We start from the raw sequence: 17,664 nt of genomic DNA, 5'->3' as shown, positions 1-17,664 counted from the left end.
AGGAGCGCCATGGAACAGATTTCCAAAGGGGGACGCGTTACCTTGGCGCCCGCCATCACCGACCGGGCCTTTCATGCCGAGTTTGCGGCGCAGGGACTGGCGCTCGACGTCGCCAGCTTTGCGCTGGACGCCAACGGCAAACTCGTCGGCGAGCCTTACATGACGTTCTTCAACCAGCCTGCCACGCCGTGTGGTGGGGTGTTCATTGGTAACGGACTGGCCGGCGCACAGCGCTTTACCTTTCACCTGGCGCGCCTGCCGGCCACGGTCGAGCGGGTGGTAATCACCGCCAGCATCGACGGCCCCGGCGTGATGTCGCAACTTCAATCCGGTTACCTGCGGCTGCTGGCCGGCGACGAGGAGCTCGTCCGCTTCGCCTTCACCGGCGCCGATTTCGCGTCCGAACGGGCGCTGATGGTCGGCGAGATTTATCGCCGCAACGGCGAATGGCGCTTCATGGCCTCGGGCCAGGGTTTCGATGGCGGTCTCGACGTGCTGGTGCGCCACTTCGGCGGCGCCGTCGATGATGGGCCAGCGCCTGCATCTGCGCCGGCACCTGCTTCCGTCAAATCCGGCGTCGACCTGGAAAAACGCTTGCAACAGCAGGCGCCGCAACTGGTCAGCCTGGTCAAGTCGGCCAGCGTCTCGCTGCAAAAAGTGGGGCTGCAAAGCCACCGCGCCCGCGTGTGCCTGGTGCTCGATATTTCAGGCTCGATGGGCATGTTGTACAAGCGCGGCCTGGTGCAGCAGTTTGCCGAGCGCATCCTCGCGCTCGGTTGCAAGTTCGACGATGACGGCGAGATCGACGTGTTCCTGTTCGGCCGCAATGTCCACCACGTCGATCCCATGGGCATCAGCAACTTTGCCGGCTTCGTGCAAAAAACCATCGACCGCCATCCGCTCGAAGGCGACACCCGCTACGGCGCCGCGCTCGAAGCCGTGCGCCGTTTCTATTTCCCCGACGGCGCCGGTGGCGAGCGCAACAAGCCGCAGCGCGCCGACCTGCCCGTGTACGTGATGTTCGTCACCGACGGCGGCACCTCCGACCAGGGCCTGGCCGAGCGCCAGGTGCGCTGGTCCAGCCACGAGGCGATTTTCTGGCAGTTCATGGGCATCGGCAAGGGGCGCAAGTCGAAGAACCGCAAGCTTGCCAGCTTTGCCGACTCCGACTTCCCGTTCCTGGAAAGCCTGGACGAATTGCCGGGCCGCCTGGTCGATAACGCCAATTACTTCTCGGTCGCCTCGCCCGACGAATATACCGACGCCGAACTGTACGATTTACTGATGGCCGAATACCCGGACTGGCTCAAGGCCGCCCGCGGCGCCGGCCTGATCGCTTAACCCACCCAAGAAAAATCACCATGCCTACCTTTACCGTCACCGGGGACGTCGATCCCTTCCTCCACGTTGCCCTGCGCCGTGGCGAAAAAATCTATTGCGAATCCGACGCGATGGTCATGATGGAAACCAATCTCGACCTCAAGGGCCGCATGACCGGCGGCATCATGGGCTCGATCATGCGGCGCATGGCCAACGGCGAATCGTTCTTCCAGCAGCATATCGAAGCCGTGCGCGGCGACGGCGACTGCCTGCTCTCGCCCACGCTGCCCGGCGCCATGCAGGTGGTCGATATCGGCCCCGCCACCTACACCCTCAACGACGGCGCTTTTGTGGCCGCGTCCGACGGCGTTGAACTGAAAACCCGCACCCAGAGCCTGGGTAATGCGTTGTTCGCGCAATCGGGCGGTTTCTTCGTGATGGAAGCGACCGGCCGTGGCCAGGTGGTGGTGTCGGGCTTTGGCTCGATGTTCCAGCTCGACGTGGTGCCGGGCAAGGACGTCATCATCGACAACTCGCACGTGGTCTGCTGGGACAGCACGCTGCGCTACGAGATCAGCGTGACCACCGGCAGCACCGGCGGCGGTATCGGCGGCATGATCGGCAACATGATCAACAGCCAGACCAGCGGCGAGGGCGTGGTGCTGCGCTTTAGCGGCACCGGCAAAATCCACATTTGCTCGCGCAACCGCACCGGCTTCCTGCAGTGGGTGCAAAAGCCGGCGTAGAGTACATATAGTTTCGTTTCTGATCGCGCCGGTGACAGGTTGAGCATTTGAGTAAATTATTGCTCATAGTTGCGCACAACAATCATCAGCTTGACGCATTCGAGTTGTTGCAGGCGGGTACACTCCCAGTTGCGACCGGACCCTACCTGGTGATCCCGGCCGGTTCAAAACAACTCAAATGAAGGAGACGTACTTGATGAATTCCTCGACGCTGCGCCGCTGCCTGACGGGCGCACTCGTTGCCGGTTTGTTCCCGGTGGTGTTCAACGCTGTGGCGCAGGAAGCCCCGGCCGCGCAAGAGAAGGGCCCGGCCGCCGCCGACGCCATGCTGCACGCGCTGACGGTCGAGTATCCCACGCCTTACCGTGCCATGAGCGCGGAAGAAGTCAAGACTGTCCTCGACCGCGTGTACACCTACCTCGAACGCACCACGCCGGCTGAACTGATCCACAAGTCCGACGGCACGCCGATCACCAACCTGACCACCGCCGATCCCGACGCCGTCTTCAAGCCGGGCGACTTCCGCCTGACCAGCTACGAGTGGGGCGTGACCTACCTGGGCATGCTCGCTGCCGGCGCCGCCACGGGCGATGCGCGTTACACCGACTACACCATCAAGCGCCACCAGCTGCTGGCCGACCTGACCAAACTGTATAACCCGGTGGTGCAGGCCGACCTGAAAAATTCGCACGCGCCGCACAAGAGCTTCCTGAACCCGCATGCACTCGATGACGCGGGCGCGCTGTGCCACAGCTTCCTCAAGGCCAAGCTCGGCGGCTCCAAGGTCGATTACACCCAGATGATCGGCATTTGCGGCAACTTCGTCACCAAGAAAGAGTACCGCCTGCCGGACGGCACGTTTGCCCGTGGCGGCGCCGATGGCAACGGCGGCTTCAAGGCCCGTCCGCTGAAAAACACCGTGTGGCTCGACGACATGTTCATGGGCGTGCCGACGATTGCCTACCTGGGCGCCGTCAACGGCGACAGCAAGCATTTCGACGACGCCGCCAGGCAGGTGCTGCAATTCTCCAAGCGCATGTTCAACCCGCAGCTGGGCATCTATATGCACGGCTACGTGGAAGGCCAGGCCGACCATCCGGAGATGCACTGGGCCCGCGCCAATGGCTGGGCCGTGATGTCGATGGTGGAAGTGCTGGAAGTGCTGCCGAAAAATCACAAGATGCGCGACGCCATCGTCAAGCAGCTGCGCGCCCACATCAAGGGCCTGTCCACGTACCAGACCCGCGACGGTTTCTGGCACCAGCTGATCGACCGTCCCGACACCTACCAGGAAACCTCGGCCACCGCCATTTACACCTACGCCATCGCGCGCGCCGTCAATCGCGGCTACGTCGAAGCGCAGGCCTACGGCCCGATGGCCAACCTGGCCTGGAATGCCACCGCCTCCAAGGTGCTGGCCAACGGCCAGATCGAAGGCATCTGCGTGGGCACCGGCATGGCGTTCGATCCGGCGTTCTACTCGTATCGCCCGACCAGCGTGAAGGCGGCCCATGGCTACGGCCCGGCGCTGCTGGCTGGCGCCGAGATCATCGAGATGAACAAGAAGTTCAAGTTCGGCCTCAATGACAGCGGCTTGATGTACCAGGGCCTGCGTTAATGAAAACAGTATTCGCATTACGCCGCAGCGTGGCGCTGGTGGCGGCAACCCTGGTGCTGGGCGCTGCCAGCACGGCAAGCGCGGTGACGCCAGCCAGCGGCCCGGCCGCACGTTGGGTGGAAGCGCTGGACCGTGGCGTGGTGGCCGTGCCGGCGGTCGAAGCGGGCAACCTGGTCAGCTGGCGCCTGCTGGCCAACGACGCGTCCGACACCGCCTTCGACGTCTACCGCGACGGCCAGAAACTCAACGACCAGCCGCTGGCGGGCGCCACCAACCTGGTCGATAAAGCCGGCAAGGCCACATCGACCTACACGGTGCGCACGCTGGTCGCGGGCAAGCAAGTCGCCGCGAGCAAGCCAGTGGGCGTCTGGGCCGACGGCTTCCTCGGCATCGCCATCGACCAGCCGGCGGGCGGCGTCACGCCCACCGGCCAGGCCTACACTTACACCGCGCAGGAAGCCAGCGTGGCCGACCTCGATGGCGACGGCCGCTACGAAATCATCCTCAAGTGGGACCCGACCAACGCCAAGGACAATGCCTTCGACGGTTACACCGGACCGGTGATGCTGGACGCGTACACGCTCGAAGGCAAGCGCCTGTGGCGTATCGACCTCGGTAAAAACATCCGCGCCGGCGCCCATTACACCCAGTTCCAGGTGTACGACTACGACGGCGACGGCCGCGCCGAATTGGCCGTGCGCACCAGCGACGGCACCATCGACGGCGCCGGCAAGGTGCTGGGCGACCCGCATGCCGACTGGCGCGAGAAGGGGGGCGAAGTGGGCTCGACCGACCGCACCGGCGGCGTGGTCAAGGCCGACGGCACCATGGTGGCGCCGCTGCAGGGCCGCATCCTGAAAGGCCCGGAATTCCTGACGATCTTCGATGGCTTGACCGGCCGTGCGCTGGCCAGTGCGCCATACTGGCCGGCCCGCGATCCGCGTACCGATGCGCCGACCACCGCGCAAATGAAAGAGACCTGGGGCGATGGCTATGCCAATCGCTCCGACCGCTTCCTGGCCGGCACCGCGTACCTGGACGGCCAGCGCCCCAGCATCGTGATGGCGCGCGGCTACTACGCGCGCACCACGGTGGCCGCCTGGGACTGGCGCGACGGCAAGCTCACCCAGCGCTGGACTTTCGACAGCTCCACGCCCGGCAACGAAGCCTTCGGCGGCCAGGGCAACCACCAGTTCAGCGTGGCCGACGTCGATGGCGACGGTCGTGACGAAATCGTCTACGGCGCCATGGCGCTCGACGACAACGGCAAAGGGCTGTGGAGTTCGCGCCTGGGCCACGGCGACGCCATGGCCGTGAGCGACCTCGATCCCACCCGCCCTGGCCTGGAAAAATTCGGCGCCCACGAAGACGTGCGCGGCAACGGCCAGATCGGCTCGGCCATGCTCGACGCCAGGACCGGGCAGATCCTGTGGAGCACCCCGGCCGAGAAGGACACCGGCCGCGCGGTGGCCGCCGACATCGACCCGCGCTTCCCCGGCACCGAAGCGTGGGCCACCAACAGCACCACGTTGTACACGGCGCAGGGCAAACCGATCGACGGCGTCCGTCGGCCGGTGGAAGCGAGCTTCGTGGTGTGGTGGGACGGTGACGAACTGCGCGAACTGTTCGACAAGAATCGCATCAACAAGTGGGACTGGAAGGCTGGCAAATCGCACACGCTGCTCGAGGCGAACGGCGTGGTGGCGTCGAACGGCACCAAGAACGTCCCGGTGGTGTCGGCCGACCTGCTGGGCGACTGGCGCGAAGAGGTGATCTGGCACACGCCCGACGAGAAATTCCTGCGCGTGTACACCACGCCGCATCCGACCGCACGGCGCCTGGTCACCCTGATGCACGACCCGCAGTACCGCGTGGCCGTGGCCTGGCAAAACACCGCCTACAACCAGCCGCCGTACCCGAGCTTCTTCATCGGCGACGGCATGGCGACGCCGCCAGCGTCCAACGTGATGGTGCGCAAACCGCAGTAAGGGTTGTCTGCTCGACTACCGGCGCCGGCCGCGCTGGCGCAGGTAGTCGAGCAGGTCGTCGGCGATCGGAATGATCGACAGCGCCATCAGGGTGACGGCCAGCGGCACCGTGGCCGCGTAGCCGAGATGCTTGAAGCCGAGCGCGCCGCTCACGCCGCCGATGAAAAAGCACAGCGCCAGCATGGCCAGCAGGCGCAGGCGGGAGCGGTCCGGCGCTTTGGCGCCTGTACCGGGGCACAGCAGCTTGCCCATTTCGATGCCGATGTCGGTGATCACGCCGGTAATGTGAGTGGTGCGGATTTCAGCGTTGGACAGCTTGGTGATGACGGCGTTTTGCAGGCCCATGATAAAGCTGAGCAGCATCACCGTGGCCGATACATAGTAGCCGTTGAAACCGCTGATCTGGCTGCCCAGCAGGCCAAAGCACAGCAGCAGGCCCGCTTCCACCAGCAGCGGCAGCGCGTACTCGCTGTGCAGGTTGCGCTGGCGCGAGTGGCGCACCATCATGGTCGACAGGGTCGCGCCCAGCAGGAACGACACCAGTGCACTCAAACCCACTGCCACCAGGCTGTACATGCCCAGCGCCAGCTGGTCGGCCATGGCCGAGACAATGCCGGTCATGTGCGACGTGTAGTGCTGCACCGCCAGAAAGCCCCCCGCGTTGACCGCACCGGCGATAAAGGCCAGCATGCAGCCCAGCTGGCGGTTGGCCGGCTGGGTGCGGGTGCGGCCAGTGAGCCGCCGCGAGTAGTTGAGCGAATAATTGAGTGGCATCGGGCACCGCCTGCAAAAGACCATGCCCGAGTATAGATCAACTGCCGAGCAACGGCATGTCGAAAGCCCGCTCGACGAACCACACCAGCGCCAGCAAGGCGATCAGCGCCGAGCCGCCGGTCAGCAGCAGGCGGTAGAAGCGCGTGTCGCGCAGCAGCCAGGCCAACGGCAGGAACACCGCCACGATACACAGCTGGCCGATCTCCACGCCCACGTTAAAACCGAGCAGGCTGGTGACCAGCGCGCCTTGCGGCAGTCCCAGGTCGCCCAGCACACTGGCAAAACCGAAGCCGTGCAGCAGCCCGAACGCGAACGCCGCCACCGGCCGCCGCGTGCGGAACAGCGGGTAGATATTGTTCACCGCCGCCAGCACCACCGAGGCAGCAATCGCCGACTCCACCAGCCGCGACGGTAACGAGATCAGCGACAGGCTGGCCAGGGTGAGCGTGATCGAATGCGCCAGCGTAAAGGCGGTGACCACTTTGAGCACGTCGATGAAGGCGCCGCGCAGGTTGTTGGCCGGTGGCGCCAGCAGCACCGCCGGCAGCAGCAGCGACAGCAGGAACAGGATGTGGTCGTAGCCGATCCAGATATGCCACACGCCTTCCTTGACGTAGGTGGCGAACTGGCGCCAGCGGTCGGGTGCGGCCACGGCCAGCGCCTGGTGCGCATGCTGCGGATCGAAGATGGCGGTCGAGGTTTCGCCATCGTGGGTCAGGCGCAGCAAGCCTTTGTGCTGCGGATCGACGTCGGCGAACAGGCTGTAATGGACATCGAGCGACTTGACGGGCGCCGCGCAGGTGGCGGTGAACCGCAGCACGCTGTAGGCGCCGTCGGTGTGGTTGTCGATCAGTTGTTCATTGGCCTTGGCTACGCACGGGCCTTGCTCGGTCGATAGCGCCAGCCGCTCGAGCGCGTAGGCGGCAATGGCCGCATGGCGCGCGCGGATTTCATCCCAGGTCAGCTTGCCGTCGCCGTCCTGGTCGAGGCCAATGGCGAAATCGAGGTCGCGCAGCGCGATGTCCCACTGGCCGCTGACCTGCGCGCCCTTGACGTCGAGCGCCAGGTAGCTGTCGCTGGGCTTGTGGGCCAGCGCCGGCAGCGCCACGCCGCTCAAACACAGCAGGCAAAGCAGCCGAACCAGCCGAACCAACCAAAAGCCCATCATGCCGATTCTCCGAGCTGGCGCACCAGCCTGGCGGCGGCTGCGTCCTCGGTCTTGTGTTTGGCGATCCAGTCGAGCACCGGTTGCGCGGCCTCACGGTCGCGCGCCTGCACGGCCGCTTCCAGGTAGATGCGCATGTCGGCCGGCTCCTTCTGAATCGCCCAGTTCTTGCGCGCCAGCGCGAGCGCCTTGGTGGCGTCGCGCCGCAGCAGCTCGAAGCGGGCCTGTTCGCGTTGGTGCACGGTGTCGCCGCGCAGCATGGCGGCGTCGAAGCGCGCGGCCAGTTCGGCCACGTCGGCCGCCAGCGGCGCGGTCTTGCCTTGCTGCTGCAGCGCCAGCGCGCGGCGCAGCAGCAGCGCGTCGATGCGGGTCTGGTCGGCCAGCAGTGCTTCCACCCGCGATGGCCGCTTTTGTTCGAGCAGGAAGTCGCTGTAAGCGCCGAGCAGGTAGCTGTCGTGCGGATCGAGCGCCAGCGCGCGCTGGAAGCGGGCTTCGGCCACGGTGGCGGCGTCGCGCCGCTGCGCCATCTCGGCCAGCAGCGTCAATACCCATACCTGCAATTCCGGCTTGGTGGCTCCGCTGCGCTCGAGCGTCAGTGCCAGCAGCTTTTCGCTGGGCGCCGCGCGGCCGGTCACTGCGCCCACCTGGGCCACGCAGGTGACGGTAATGAGTTCATTGGCCAGCGCCGACAGCCGCGCGCAGCTGCTGGTGGCGCTGGCGTAGTCGCCCTGCACGGTTTGCACGGTGGCCAGCGTGAGCCAGGCCTGGGCATTTTTCGGTTCCTGCGCCAGCACGCCTTGCAGGTCGGCCAGCGCGGCGGGAAACTGGTGGGTGCTTTGCAGCAGGGTGGCGCGCAGCAGGCGCACCTCGGGCGGGGGCGCGGGCTGCCGCCACCACGGCGCCAGCGCGGCCTGGGCGTAGCCGAGGTAGCGCGGATCGGTCTCGCTGCGGCCCAGTGCGATATAGCGGCGCGCCAGCGTGGCGGCCAGCGCCACGTCGTTCGGTTGCGCGTTCAACTGGGCGCGCAGGCGGCGCAGTTCCTGCTGCACCGGGTCGCCCCGGCGCGGCAGGGTTTCGATCACCTGGGCGCCGCTGGCGGGCAGGTAGGGCGCAGCCTGCGCGCACAGGGCCGCGCCCAGCAGCGCAATGAGAGACAGCAGATTCTGAATTCGGGTCATCGATGCATCCTGCAATGACAACCGGCGCCAGTCTGTCAGGACTGGCGCCGGTTGGAGTACGACGGTTTATTTGACTGCGACCGGTTCGGTGTCTTCCGGCGCGGTAGCCACGATGCTGGCGGTAGCCACCGGCTCGGTCGTGGTCTCGGCGCCGTCGCCGATCAGTGCCAGCACGGCAGCATAGAAGCTGTCGACCATGCTCACCGGCGGGGTGGTGCCGCCCCCGGTACCGCCGCCGGTGTTGCTGATCGCCCGGTCATCGCTGCTGCCGCAGCCGGCCAGTGCCAGCAGCGCAGCGGCGCCAATTACTGCCATCAATTTTTTCATGGTGCGCTCCTGGCAGCCGTGGTGGTCGCTGCAGATTGTGGCGAACCGGCGATCGGGGTTTTCAGGTACGGGAAGCTGGCGTTGAAGAAGCTGTCATCGATGTAAGCGCCATCGGTGAAGCGCAGCGCGCCGGCCGGGGCATCGGCTGGCGGACAACCGAGGTTGATGGTGCACAGCTTGCCCATCACAACACGCAGGGCGATATCGACCACGTCGTCGCCGGGACGGCGGCCGTTCGGGAAGCCGGCATTGTCGCCGCCAATCACGCCCAGGCGGTTCTGCGCGCCCATCGCCACGGCGGGCGTGGAGGTGTTCAGGCGCAGCATCTCGGACGCGGTGACGGTGGCTGGCTGGTTCAGGCCCTTGACGCCGGTGAGGAAAGCGGCCACCAGGTCGTTACGCGGGAAGTTGGTCGGCGCCTTGGCGCCGGCGCTTCCGTACAGGATTTCGATCAGCGCCGGCAAGGTCGGGTTGGTGACGTAGTCGGCAAACTGGCCGTCGCCCGATGGCTTGCTGGCGTTGAAGGTGTCCTTGTCCTTCAGGCCGATCACCACTTCGTTGACCAGCGGTGCGCCCAGGCGCGACACCTGGGTCCAGGCGCCGCCTTCCTTCGACGGGGTGCCACTGTTCGGGGTCGGATTCAGCACGCGCGCCTGGCGCACGCTGGCCGTGGTCCAGCCGCCGATCACGGGATCGGTGCTGTTGGCGGCGGTCAGGCAGCTGCTGGCCACTTCCATCTCGATCGAGGTCACGTTCTTTTGCGCCAGGTCGTCCTTGGCGGCGCGTTCGGCGTTGGCGGCAAATTCCACTGCCGGGGCCTTGATGTTGACCAGGTCGAAGGTCTCGCCCAGGTTGACCACGAACGGATCCTTGCGCTGGCCGACGAACACGCGCGCCGGGGTGGCGCAGCCGGGGATGTTGACGCTGTAGACGTGGGCGGCGGCGTACGCGGCGTAGTCGGGAATCGACTTGTTGCCGATATTGTCGAGCGGTTTGTCGAAGCTGGTGGCGCCGGCGGTGTTGGTCACCGCAGCCTTGGTGCCGGTGCGGCGGTCGCCGCGCACCACATTGATGCTGTAGGTTTCGCGCACGTTGGCGCCGGGAGCGTTGGCCCCGGCGATCGCGCCGCCGTTGACCACCAGCGGGATCGAGACCGACTTGCCGCCGATGGTCAGCTTGGTGTCCTTGTTGGTATTGGTGAAGCGGAACTGGAAGGTGAGGTCTTCCTTGGCGTCGCCGTTGTTATCGATATGGATTTCGTACAGCGCGTTCGGGTCCATGGCGAAGTAGTTCGGGCCGCCATAGGCGTCCTGCAGCGGCACGTAGTCGGCGATCAGGGTGACGAAGCCGGCGCGGCCCGTCTCGTAGCTGCGGAACATGTAAAAGTCGGCGCCGTCCACTTTCGGCATTTGCGTGACGAACGGTGCTTCGCGGTGGCTCGAGGCCAACGCCGCCGGCGCCAGCGCGCCAGCCAGGGTACCCAGTACTGCCATGCCGAGCGCATGTTTCATAAACGTTTGCATTGTATATCCCCTTTGATTTAACTTCGCTTACCTGCATCACCAACTGCACAACTGCGGTTGCTGCCCACACCTATACGGCGCACGATAGACGCCGGATTCAGATTCAATGATTATTTTTTGCATAGTTTTAAAAACGGTGGTTCAGGGTGAGGCGCGCGGTGCGCTGCTCCACCGGGTGAAAGTGGCTATCGTCCACGCCGTCGGCAGGCTCGCCCGGCAGACGCGAGGCGTAGTAGTAATCGATGTCGCTGGCCTTGCGGTTCAAAAGATTGAAGCCGTCGAGCGTGACGCGGGTGCTTGGTGTGAGCTGGTAGCCGATGCGGCCGTACATCAGCGTGGTGGAGCGCGAGCGCACGCTGTTGTCCTCCAAGAGCGGACGCTGGCCGAAGTAGCGCACTTCCAGCGCGCCCTGCCAGCGGCCCAGGTCTTTTACCGTGACGCCGAACGAGGCCACCTTGTTGATCGACTCGGGCACGTAATTGCCGGCCGGGTCGTCCTGGCGGTAGCGCGCACGCGAGGCCGACAGGTCGAGATCGAACAGCAGCCATGGCGCGGCGATGTAATGGCTGGTCCATTCCACGCCACGGCGCCGGCTCGGGCGGCTCGCTTCGGTCTGCCCGCTGTCGCCGGCAAATACCAGTTCCGAGTCAATGTCCAGGGTCCATAGCGAGAGCGAGGTTTGCAGGCCGGGCAGCCATTCGCTGCGCACCCCGAGTTCCGCGCCGCGCGTGGCCACCAGCGGCGTGGCCGGATCGACCGCCTGCACCACGCCGCGCGCGTCGTTGCTGTGAAAGCCGCCGCCGTAGTTGATGAAATACTCGGTGCTGGCCCACGGGCCCAGGATCACCGCCAGCTTGGGCGAGGTGCGGTGCGCCGTGACTTTATCGCTGTTCACATCGAAGCGGTAGACATCGTGGCGTACACCGAGCACGGTGCGCAGCGTAGGCTGCCAATAGGCGGTGTTCTCGACATAGAAGCCGGCGCTGCCTTCGTTTACACGGTCTTCGCGCACGGTGGCTATGCGTGCGCGCGCCACCGTGGCGTACAGGCCCAGTGGCGAGATATGGTCGTAGCGCGTCTGCACGCCGACCTTGTTGCGCACATCGATGCCGCCCCAGTTGGCCAGCCACGCGGTGCTGGCGTTGGCGCCGGTCATGGTGCGCCGCTCGCTTTGCTGGAACTGGTCGCCGTTGACCGGATCGTTCAAAAAATAGGTGAAGTTGCTGAACAGGTCCAGGCGCGAACGGACGATGTACGCGGCCGCTTCGGTCACGCGATCGGCGCTCTTGCTGTGCATATTCCAGGACAGGCTGGCGCGGTCGGTCTTGCCGCCGTCGCTGGCGTCGATTACGCCATAGCGGTCGATCAGGCCTTGCGCCACCGCGCGCTGCGGCACCTGGTCGGTCGCGTTCCAGCGGTTGCGGTAGGCCATGGCCGTGACGTTGTAGCCCTGCTGGGCGTCGCCGCTGCTGTAGCGCAGCAGGGCGCTGGCCTTGCGCACGTTTTCCGGCGTGTCCCACGGGCCGTCGTTGCGGCCGGCATCGACCCCGTACAGCAGCCTGCCGCTGCCGGTGTTGAAGGAATCGGCCAGCACCGCGCGCTGGTAGCCGTAGCTGCCCAGGGTGACGCTGGCCAGGCCCTGCGGCAGCGTATCGACCAGGCCCAGTCGCGCCGCACCGGCCGACGAGAAGTCGCCTTCGTCGGCAAAGTAGGGACCCTTGCGGTAGTCGATGCGCTGCACCAGTTCCGGAATGATGAAGTTGAGATCGGAGTAGCCCTGGCCGTGGGCGTTGCTGCGCATATTGACCGGCATGGCATCGACATAGGTGGCGAAGTCGGTGCCGTGATCGAGGTTGAAACCGCGCAGGAAATACTGGTTGGCCTTGCCGTCGCCGCTGTGCTGGGTGACGATCATGCCGGGCACGAATTCGAGCAGTTCGCCGGTGCGCAGGGCGGGGCGGTTGGCGATCAGGCTGGCGGTGACCGTGCCTTCGCTGGCCGCATCGGACGTACCGACGGCGTTGTCGTAATTGCCCATCACGGTCACGCGCGGCGGCGCTGGTTCCTCTTCCGCAATCGTCGCAGCCGCATTGCTGGCGACGGCGGCCGGCGCAAACACCGCGGCCAGCAGCCCACCCAGCCAACCCACTACCATGTTGAATCTCATCCTGTCCCCTGAAGTCGGCTGCTTTATTTGCTTTGTGCAAACGATTCTACGCAGCACTCGTGAAAGCGGATTCATCTTTCGTGCGGTATTTTTGGACAGTGTGGTATTTTCATGTCGCTTCAAACATTCAATCCACTTCGTCCCCACCACACAGACAAGCCCATCGTGCCAGACACCATTCATTCCGACCCCCAGCAACTGCGGCTCTGGCTCGCCGGCGCCGCCCGCCGCGATGCCGATGCATTCCGCGCCTTGTACGACGCCACGGCGCCGAAACTGTTCGGCTTCGCGCTGCGTATATTGAACAAGCGGGAACTGGCCGAGGATGTCTTACAGGAGAGCTTTGTGGCGATCTGGAATAATGCAGGACACTATCAAAGCCACCTGGCCGCGCCGATGACGTGGATGACCACCATCGTGCGCAACAAGGCGTTCGACCTGCTGCGCCGCGCCGACCACGACACCGAAATCGATGGCGACCCGTTTGCCGCCGATGTCATGGCTGCGCTTCACGACCCCGGCGCCACGCCGATCGAAGCGTTGCAACTGAGCCGCGACGCCCGCGCGCTGGCCTATTGCATGTCGGCGCTGGAGGGCCTGCACCGGCAGGTGGTGGGGCTGGCATTCTTCCACGACCTGTCGCACAGCGAGGTGGCGGCGCAGATGGCGCTGCCGATCGGCACCGTCAAGACCTGGATCCGCCGCAGCCTGGAAAAACTCAGGGCCTGCCTGGCCAGAGAGAACGGGGAGCGCACATGAACCTGCGCGACAACCTGCCGCTGCGCGAAAAACTCGCTGCCGAATATGCGCTCGGCACCTTGAAGGGCGGGGCGCGCCGCCGCTTCGAAGGCTATCTGCACAACGACGCCGCGCTGCGCCGCACCACTGCCGAGTGGCAGGACCGGTTGGCGCCGCTGGCCGAATTTGCCGGCGCCCAGGCGCCGCGCAAGCAGGTCTGGACCGGCATCGAGCGCCGCCTGGGCCTGCGCCCGGCGGCGCCTGCATGGCAGTTCTGGCGCAGCGATGCATGGAGTCACGCCTACAATTGGCGCCCGCTGGCGCTGGCCTCCACGGCAGTGGCGCTGGTGCTGGCGGCGCTGCTGGCCACCCAGAGCCTGCAGGCGCCGCAAGTAGACTACATGGCCACGCTGATCGACGAGCACGCGCAACCGGTGCTGGTGCTGGCCGCCGACAACCGCAAGCAGCAACTGACGGTGCGCGTGGTGCATGCGGCGCCGGTGCCAAGCGACAAATCGCTGCAACTGTGGGCCGTGCCCAAGGCCGGCAACCCACGCTCGCTCGGTCTGGTCGATCCGGCCGGCCAGGTCACGCTGGCGCTGGGCGCGCCGGGACGCGCACTCGGTGACGACGTGGCGCTGCTGGCCGTGTCGCTCGAGCCGAAAGGCGGTTCGCGCGATCCGAACGGGCCTACCGGTCCGATACTGTACAAGGGTAACTGGGTGCGTTCCATGTGAGGTCCAGCTGCCGCCCAGGGAGTTTGTTGACTGTGTCCGGCAAATAAGCGATGATCGTGAAATCGTTTTCATTATCGGTCGCCATGCTTGCTAGGTCGCGTCATTGCTTGTTGGTAGCACTCATTTCTGTGGCGCTAATGCCGATAACTGCCCTTGCCCAGCCGGCCTCCAGGTCCGTGCCGATCAACCTGGTACTTGAGACCGAATGCGGCGCGCGCAAGAATGAGGCGCTGTCAGACTACAGCCAGCGCTCGCTGTCCTGGTGCCCCGGCACTCGCTTGATGGCAGCGTTTACCGACACCTCGGCATTGGCCGGCCGGCGGTTGTACGTGAGCTTCGAGCTCGTGCCTGGGCAGGAAGGCGGGATGCCATTCCCGTTCACGCTGTCGACTTTCACCGCCAGCGGCCAGCCGGTCTCGCACATCGGTGCCTCGTTCCAGGTTGGTCAGCAGCGGCTCGAGACAAGCGTGTACGTGCCGCGCGAGGCGGCCAGCGCCTACCTGATCGTCTCAAGTCCGCATTTGCCGCAAGGGCAGCGGTCGGTCACCATCCGCGACGTCCAGGCGCGCGTGAGCGATAGCGCCTTTGAACCGGGCCAGATGTGCGAGCAGTGCCGGACCTATCTGGACGAGGCGCTGGATCGCGTGCGCCACCAGTTCCTGTTTGCCGACCGCCTGCAACTCGGCGAGATGGAGAACGCGCTGCGTACTGCCGCCACCGGCGCAGCCGCCGTCGGTGACATGGATGGCACCATGAAAGAGCTGGCGCGCCGGCTGGCGGAGGCCAGCATGGCTGCAGGCGTGATGGCGCACGGGCAGTACCAGACCAGCGCCGAATACGCCGCCGTGGCGGCAGCGGCCGATCCGGCAACTGCGCAAGCTGGCCCACCGCCGTTCGAGACAGCGCTGCTGGACGGCCAGGTAGGCCTGGTCCGCCTGCGCACTTTCCTGGAGGCCGACATGGCGGCCGGCACCGCTCATGCGACCGGCCTGCGCGCCGCCATCGTGATGCTGCACGGGCAGGGCGCTCGCCAGTGGATCATCGACCTGCGCAGCCACTTGGGTGGCACGCTTGCGCCGGCGGTGGCGGCACTGCGTCCCTTGCTGGGCCAGGGCCCGGTCGGTTACGTTGTCGACGCGGCCGGCCAGCGCCAAGATGGCTGGATGTGGGGCGACATCAACCTGCCGGCCAGCGTGACGGATACCTATTTCACGGCGCAGTCGCCGTGGTTCGACGGCGCCGGGCAAGCAGTGGCGGTCCTGTTCGGACCCGGCACGATGAGCACCGGCGAAATGCTGGCCATCGCCTTCCACGGGCGCCCGCGCACCCGCAGTTTCGGCCTGCCGTCCGGCGGCTTCACCACCATCGTCAGCGGCCGGCGCGACCGCTACGGCAATTTCCTCGGCATCGCGTCCGGCTACTCGGCGGACCGCCGAGGCCAGCGCATTGCCCCCAGGGTGCTGCCCGACGTGACCGTCGACCAGGCGCCTGCCGGCGCCAGCGCTCCTGACCAGGCACTGGCCGCAGCGCGGGACTGGCTGCATCAGACACTACCATCACAATAACAGCGACAAGGAGACACTTCATGCCAAATTCCCTCAAATACCTCGCCGCGGCCATCGCCTGCCTGGGCGCTGGCAGCGTGCTAGCCGCCGACATCAAGCTTAATCAAATGGGTTTTCTGCCCGGCGCAGCCAAGGTGGCCGTGGTGCCCGCAGCAGGGACAACGGCAGGCGCCACCGCCTTTAGCGTGATCCGCGCTGGCAGCGGCGCCGTGGTGCAGCAAGGCGCGCTCGGTGCGGCCAAGGCGTCGCCCGACTCCGGCGACACGGTGCGGCTGGCCGACTTTTCTAGCTTGACCACGCCGGGCCGCTACCAGCTGCGCGTGGCGGGCTTGCCCGATTCGCTGCCGTTCGAGATTGCCCGCGGCGCGTACCAGGCGCTGAACGTGGGCGCGCTGCGCGCCTATTACTACAATCGCGCCGGCATCGCGCTCGATGCAAAGCACGCGGGCGCCTACGCGCGCGCGGCCGGCCATCCCGATACCAACGTGATGGTGCATGCCTCGGCCGCGTCCACCGCGCGCCCGGCCGGCACCATCATCGCCAGCCCGAAGGGCTGGTACGATGCCGGCGACTACAACAAGTACATCGTCAACTCGGGCATCGCCACCTCCACCTTGCTGGCGGCGTGGGAAGACTTCCCGGCGTTCTTCCAGTCGCAGGCGCTGAACATTCCCGAGAGCGGCAACGGCATTCCCGACATCCTCAACGAAACGCTGTGGAACCTGGCCTGGATGCTCACCATGCAGGACCCCAATGACGGCGGCGTGTATCACAAGCTCACCGATAAAAAATTCGACGGCGCCGTGATGCCGGCCGACGCCCGCCAGCAGCGCTACGTGGTGCAAAAGACCACCGCCGCCGCGCTCGACTTTGCCGCCACGATGGCCACCGCCAGCCGGGTGCTGGCGCCGTTCGACAAGCAGCTGCCCGGCATGGCCGCGCGCATGCGCACCGCTGCCGAACAGGCGTGGCGCTGGGCCAATGCCAACCCCGCCGCGTACTACCAGCAGCCGGACGACATCAAGACCGGCGAGTATGGCGACAAGGATCTGCGTGACGAATTCGGCTGGGCCGCCGCCGAACTGTTCATCACCACCGGCGACCCCGCCTATTACCAGGCCATGCAGGCGCCTTCCCTGAACGCCACCGTGCCTTCGTGGGGCGAGGTCGGTGGCCTGGCCTGGCTGTCGCTGGCGCGCCACCGCCAGCACTTGAATGCGGTGGCCGACCAGGCCCTGATCGCCAGCCGCATAGACACCCTGGCTGGTCAGCTGGCCGCCGCCCGGCAGCGCTCCGCGTATGGCTATGCCATGCAGACTTCCGACTACGTCTGGGGCAGCAACGCGGTGGTGCTGAACCAGGCCATGGTGCTGGCCAGCGCCTATCGCCTCACCGGCAAGCGTGCCTACCTCGACGTGGCGCAGGCCAACTTCGATGCCATCATGGGCCGCAACGCGGTCGATATCTCGTTCGTCACCGGCTTCGGCGCCCGCTCGGCGCAGCACCCGCACCACCGGCCGTCGGAAGCGGACGGCATTGCCGCACCAGTGCCGGGCTTCGTGGTGGGCGGCCCGCAGCCGGGCCGCGAAGATCAAAAAAACTGCAAAGCGCAATATCCATCGGCACTGCCGGCCCGCGCCTACCTCGACGACGAATGCTCCTACGCCAGCAACGAAGTCGCCATCAACTGGAACGCGCCGCTGGTGTACGTGTCGGCGGCGTTGCAGGCGTTGACGCCGGCGCCGGGGCAGTAGTCGCTGCCTCGTCGCCGCCATTGGTGCAAGGCGGATTTTCCGCTTGCGGTACTATCGAGTCCGC

Annotated in this window: 14 protein-coding genes; 8 read left to right on the top strand and 6 right to left on the bottom strand. The window is 66.0% G+C overall.

The window, feature by feature from the left end:
• Window positions 1–9: 9 nt before the first annotated feature.
• The 4 genes from DUPY_RS09025 to DUPY_RS09010 all read left to right on the top strand — a co-directional run bounded on the left by DUPY_RS09025 (window position 10) and on the right by DUPY_RS09010 (window position 5,672).
• Window positions 10–1,341, top strand: coding sequence for a VWA domain-containing protein (locus DUPY_RS09025; protein ID WP_070247485.1), 1,332 nt, complete (start codon window positions 10–12; stop codon window positions 1,339–1,341).
• Window positions 1,342–1,361: 20 nt separating this feature from the next.
• Window positions 1,362–2,066, top strand: coding sequence for a TIGR00266 family protein (locus DUPY_RS09020; protein WP_070247484.1), 705 nt, complete (start codon window positions 1,362–1,364; stop codon window positions 2,064–2,066).
• 196 nt (window positions 2,067–2,262) lie between these two features.
• Window positions 2,263–3,684: a glycoside hydrolase family 88/105 protein gene (locus DUPY_RS09015; protein ID WP_229255302.1), complete on the top strand. Its 1,422-nt coding sequence runs from the start codon at window positions 2,263–2,265 to the stop codon at window positions 3,682–3,684.
• Window positions 3,684–5,672: a rhamnogalacturonan lyase gene (locus DUPY_RS09010; protein WP_229255298.1), complete on the top strand. Its 1,989-nt coding sequence runs from the start codon at window positions 3,684–3,686 to the stop codon at window positions 5,670–5,672. The genes DUPY_RS09015 and DUPY_RS09010 overlap by 1 nt, the downstream gene beginning before the upstream one ends.
• Window positions 5,673–5,687: 15 nt before the next feature.
• On the opposite strand, the gene DUPY_RS09005 is transcribed toward DUPY_RS09010, so the two are convergent.
• From DUPY_RS09005 to DUPY_RS08980, 6 genes are all read right to left on the bottom strand, one after another.
• Entirely contained in the window at window positions 5,688–6,446 is a 759-nt protein-coding gene (locus tag DUPY_RS09005; protein WP_070247482.1) for a YoaK family protein, read from the bottom strand.
• 37 nt (window positions 6,447–6,483) lie between these two features.
• Window positions 6,484–7,614, bottom strand: a complete 1,131-nt coding sequence (locus tag DUPY_RS09000) for a HupE/UreJ family protein (RefSeq protein WP_070247481.1) — start codon at window positions 7,612–7,614, stop codon at window positions 6,484–6,486.
• A complete protein-coding gene (locus tag DUPY_RS08995) occupies window positions 7,611–8,789 on the bottom strand; it encodes a tetratricopeptide repeat protein (protein ID WP_070247480.1) in 1,179 nt (392 codons plus the stop codon). The genes DUPY_RS09000 and DUPY_RS08995 overlap by 4 nt, the downstream gene beginning before the upstream one ends.
• 66 nt (window positions 8,790–8,855) lie before the next feature.
• Window positions 8,856–9,116 carry a hypothetical protein gene (locus tag DUPY_RS08990; RefSeq protein ID WP_229255297.1) on the bottom strand — a complete coding sequence of 87 codons (261 nt, stop codon included), beginning with the start codon at window positions 9,114–9,116 and terminating at the stop codon, window positions 8,856–8,858.
• Complete coding sequence (locus tag DUPY_RS08985; RefSeq protein WP_070247479.1) at window positions 9,113–10,627, bottom strand: DUF4331 domain-containing protein; 1,515 nt, start codon at window positions 10,625–10,627, stop codon at window positions 9,113–9,115. The genes DUPY_RS08990 and DUPY_RS08985 overlap by 4 nt, the downstream gene beginning before the upstream one ends.
• Before the next feature lie 139 nt (window positions 10,628–10,766).
• Entirely contained in the window at window positions 10,767–12,794 is a 2,028-nt protein-coding gene (locus DUPY_RS08980) for a TonB-dependent receptor (RefSeq protein WP_070247478.1), read from the bottom strand.
• A 177-nt stretch (window positions 12,795–12,971) separates the two neighbouring features.
• Here DUPY_RS08980 and DUPY_RS08975 point away from each other — a divergent pair, with 177 nt between their 5' ends.
• The 4 genes from DUPY_RS08975 (at window position 12,972) to DUPY_RS08960 (ending at window position 17,600) form a co-directional block, all read left to right on the top strand.
• Entirely contained in the window at window positions 12,972–13,565 is a 594-nt protein-coding gene (locus DUPY_RS08975; protein WP_070247477.1) for a sigma-70 family RNA polymerase sigma factor, read from the top strand.
• On the top strand, window positions 13,562–14,281 hold the full coding sequence (locus DUPY_RS08970; protein WP_070247476.1) for an anti-sigma factor: 720 nt from the start codon (window positions 13,562–13,564) through the stop codon (window positions 14,279–14,281). Before DUPY_RS08975 ends, DUPY_RS08970 begins: the two co-directional genes overlap by 4 nt.
• Window positions 14,282–14,418: 137 nt before the next feature.
• Window positions 14,419–15,846 carry a S41 family peptidase gene (locus DUPY_RS08965; protein WP_167359054.1) on the top strand — a complete coding sequence of 476 codons (1,428 nt, stop codon included), beginning with the start codon at window positions 14,419–14,421 and terminating at the stop codon, window positions 15,844–15,846.
• 20 nt (window positions 15,847–15,866) lie between these two features.
• A complete protein-coding gene (locus DUPY_RS08960; RefSeq protein ID WP_070247474.1) occupies window positions 15,867–17,600 on the top strand; it encodes a glycoside hydrolase family 9 protein in 1,734 nt (577 codons plus the stop codon).
• The last annotated feature ends 64 nt before the right edge of the window (window positions 17,601–17,664 follow it).

The organism is Duganella phyllosphaerae (genome assembly GCF_001758785.1).
GTDB classification, from domain to species: Bacteria; Pseudomonadota; Gammaproteobacteria; order Burkholderiales; family Burkholderiaceae_D; genus Rugamonas; species Rugamonas phyllosphaerae.
The sequence above is the reverse complement of the archived record's forward strand: the minus strand, read 5'-3'. Positions and strand labels throughout refer to the sequence as shown.

What these genes read in the sequence shown, in the direction of transcription:
- DUPY_RS09015 (WP_229255302.1), top strand. Translation starts at nt 2,263, where the DNA reads ATGAATTCCTCGACGCTGCGCCGCTGCCTGACGGGCGCACTCGTTGCC.
- DUPY_RS08980 (WP_070247478.1), bottom strand. Translation starts at nt 12,794, where the DNA reads ATGGTAGTGGGTTGGCTGGGTGGGCTGCTGGCCGCGGTGTTTGCGCCG.
- DUPY_RS08990 (WP_229255297.1), bottom strand. Translation starts at nt 9,116, where the DNA reads ATGAAAAAATTGATGGCAGTAATTGGCGCCGCTGCGCTGCTGGCACTG.
- DUPY_RS09010 (WP_229255298.1), top strand. Translation starts at nt 3,684, where the DNA reads ATGAAAACAGTATTCGCATTACGCCGCAGCGTGGCGCTGGTGGCGGCA.
- DUPY_RS09025 (WP_070247485.1), top strand. Translation starts at nt 10, where the DNA reads ATGGAACAGATTTCCAAAGGGGGACGCGTTACCTTGGCGCCCGCCATC.
- DUPY_RS08960 (WP_070247474.1), top strand. Translation starts at nt 15,867, where the DNA reads ATGCCAAATTCCCTCAAATACCTCGCCGCGGCCATCGCCTGCCTGGGC.
- DUPY_RS09005 (WP_070247482.1), bottom strand. Translation starts at nt 6,446, where the DNA reads ATGCCACTCAATTATTCGCTCAACTACTCGCGGCGGCTCACTGGCCGC.
- DUPY_RS09020 (WP_070247484.1), top strand. Translation starts at nt 1,362, where the DNA reads ATGCCTACCTTTACCGTCACCGGGGACGTCGATCCCTTCCTCCACGTT.
- DUPY_RS08985 (WP_070247479.1), bottom strand. Translation starts at nt 10,627, where the DNA reads ATGAAACATGCGCTCGGCATGGCAGTACTGGGTACCCTGGCTGGCGCG.
- DUPY_RS08970 (WP_070247476.1), top strand. Translation starts at nt 13,562, where the DNA reads ATGAACCTGCGCGACAACCTGCCGCTGCGCGAAAAACTCGCTGCCGAA.
- DUPY_RS08965 (WP_167359054.1), top strand. Translation starts at nt 14,419, where the DNA reads ATGCCGATAACTGCCCTTGCCCAGCCGGCCTCCAGGTCCGTGCCGATC.
- DUPY_RS08995 (WP_070247480.1), bottom strand. Translation starts at nt 8,789, where the DNA reads ATGACCCGAATTCAGAATCTGCTGTCTCTCATTGCGCTGCTGGGCGCG.
- DUPY_RS09000 (WP_070247481.1), bottom strand. Translation starts at nt 7,614, where the DNA reads ATGATGGGCTTTTGGTTGGTTCGGCTGGTTCGGCTGCTTTGCCTGCTG.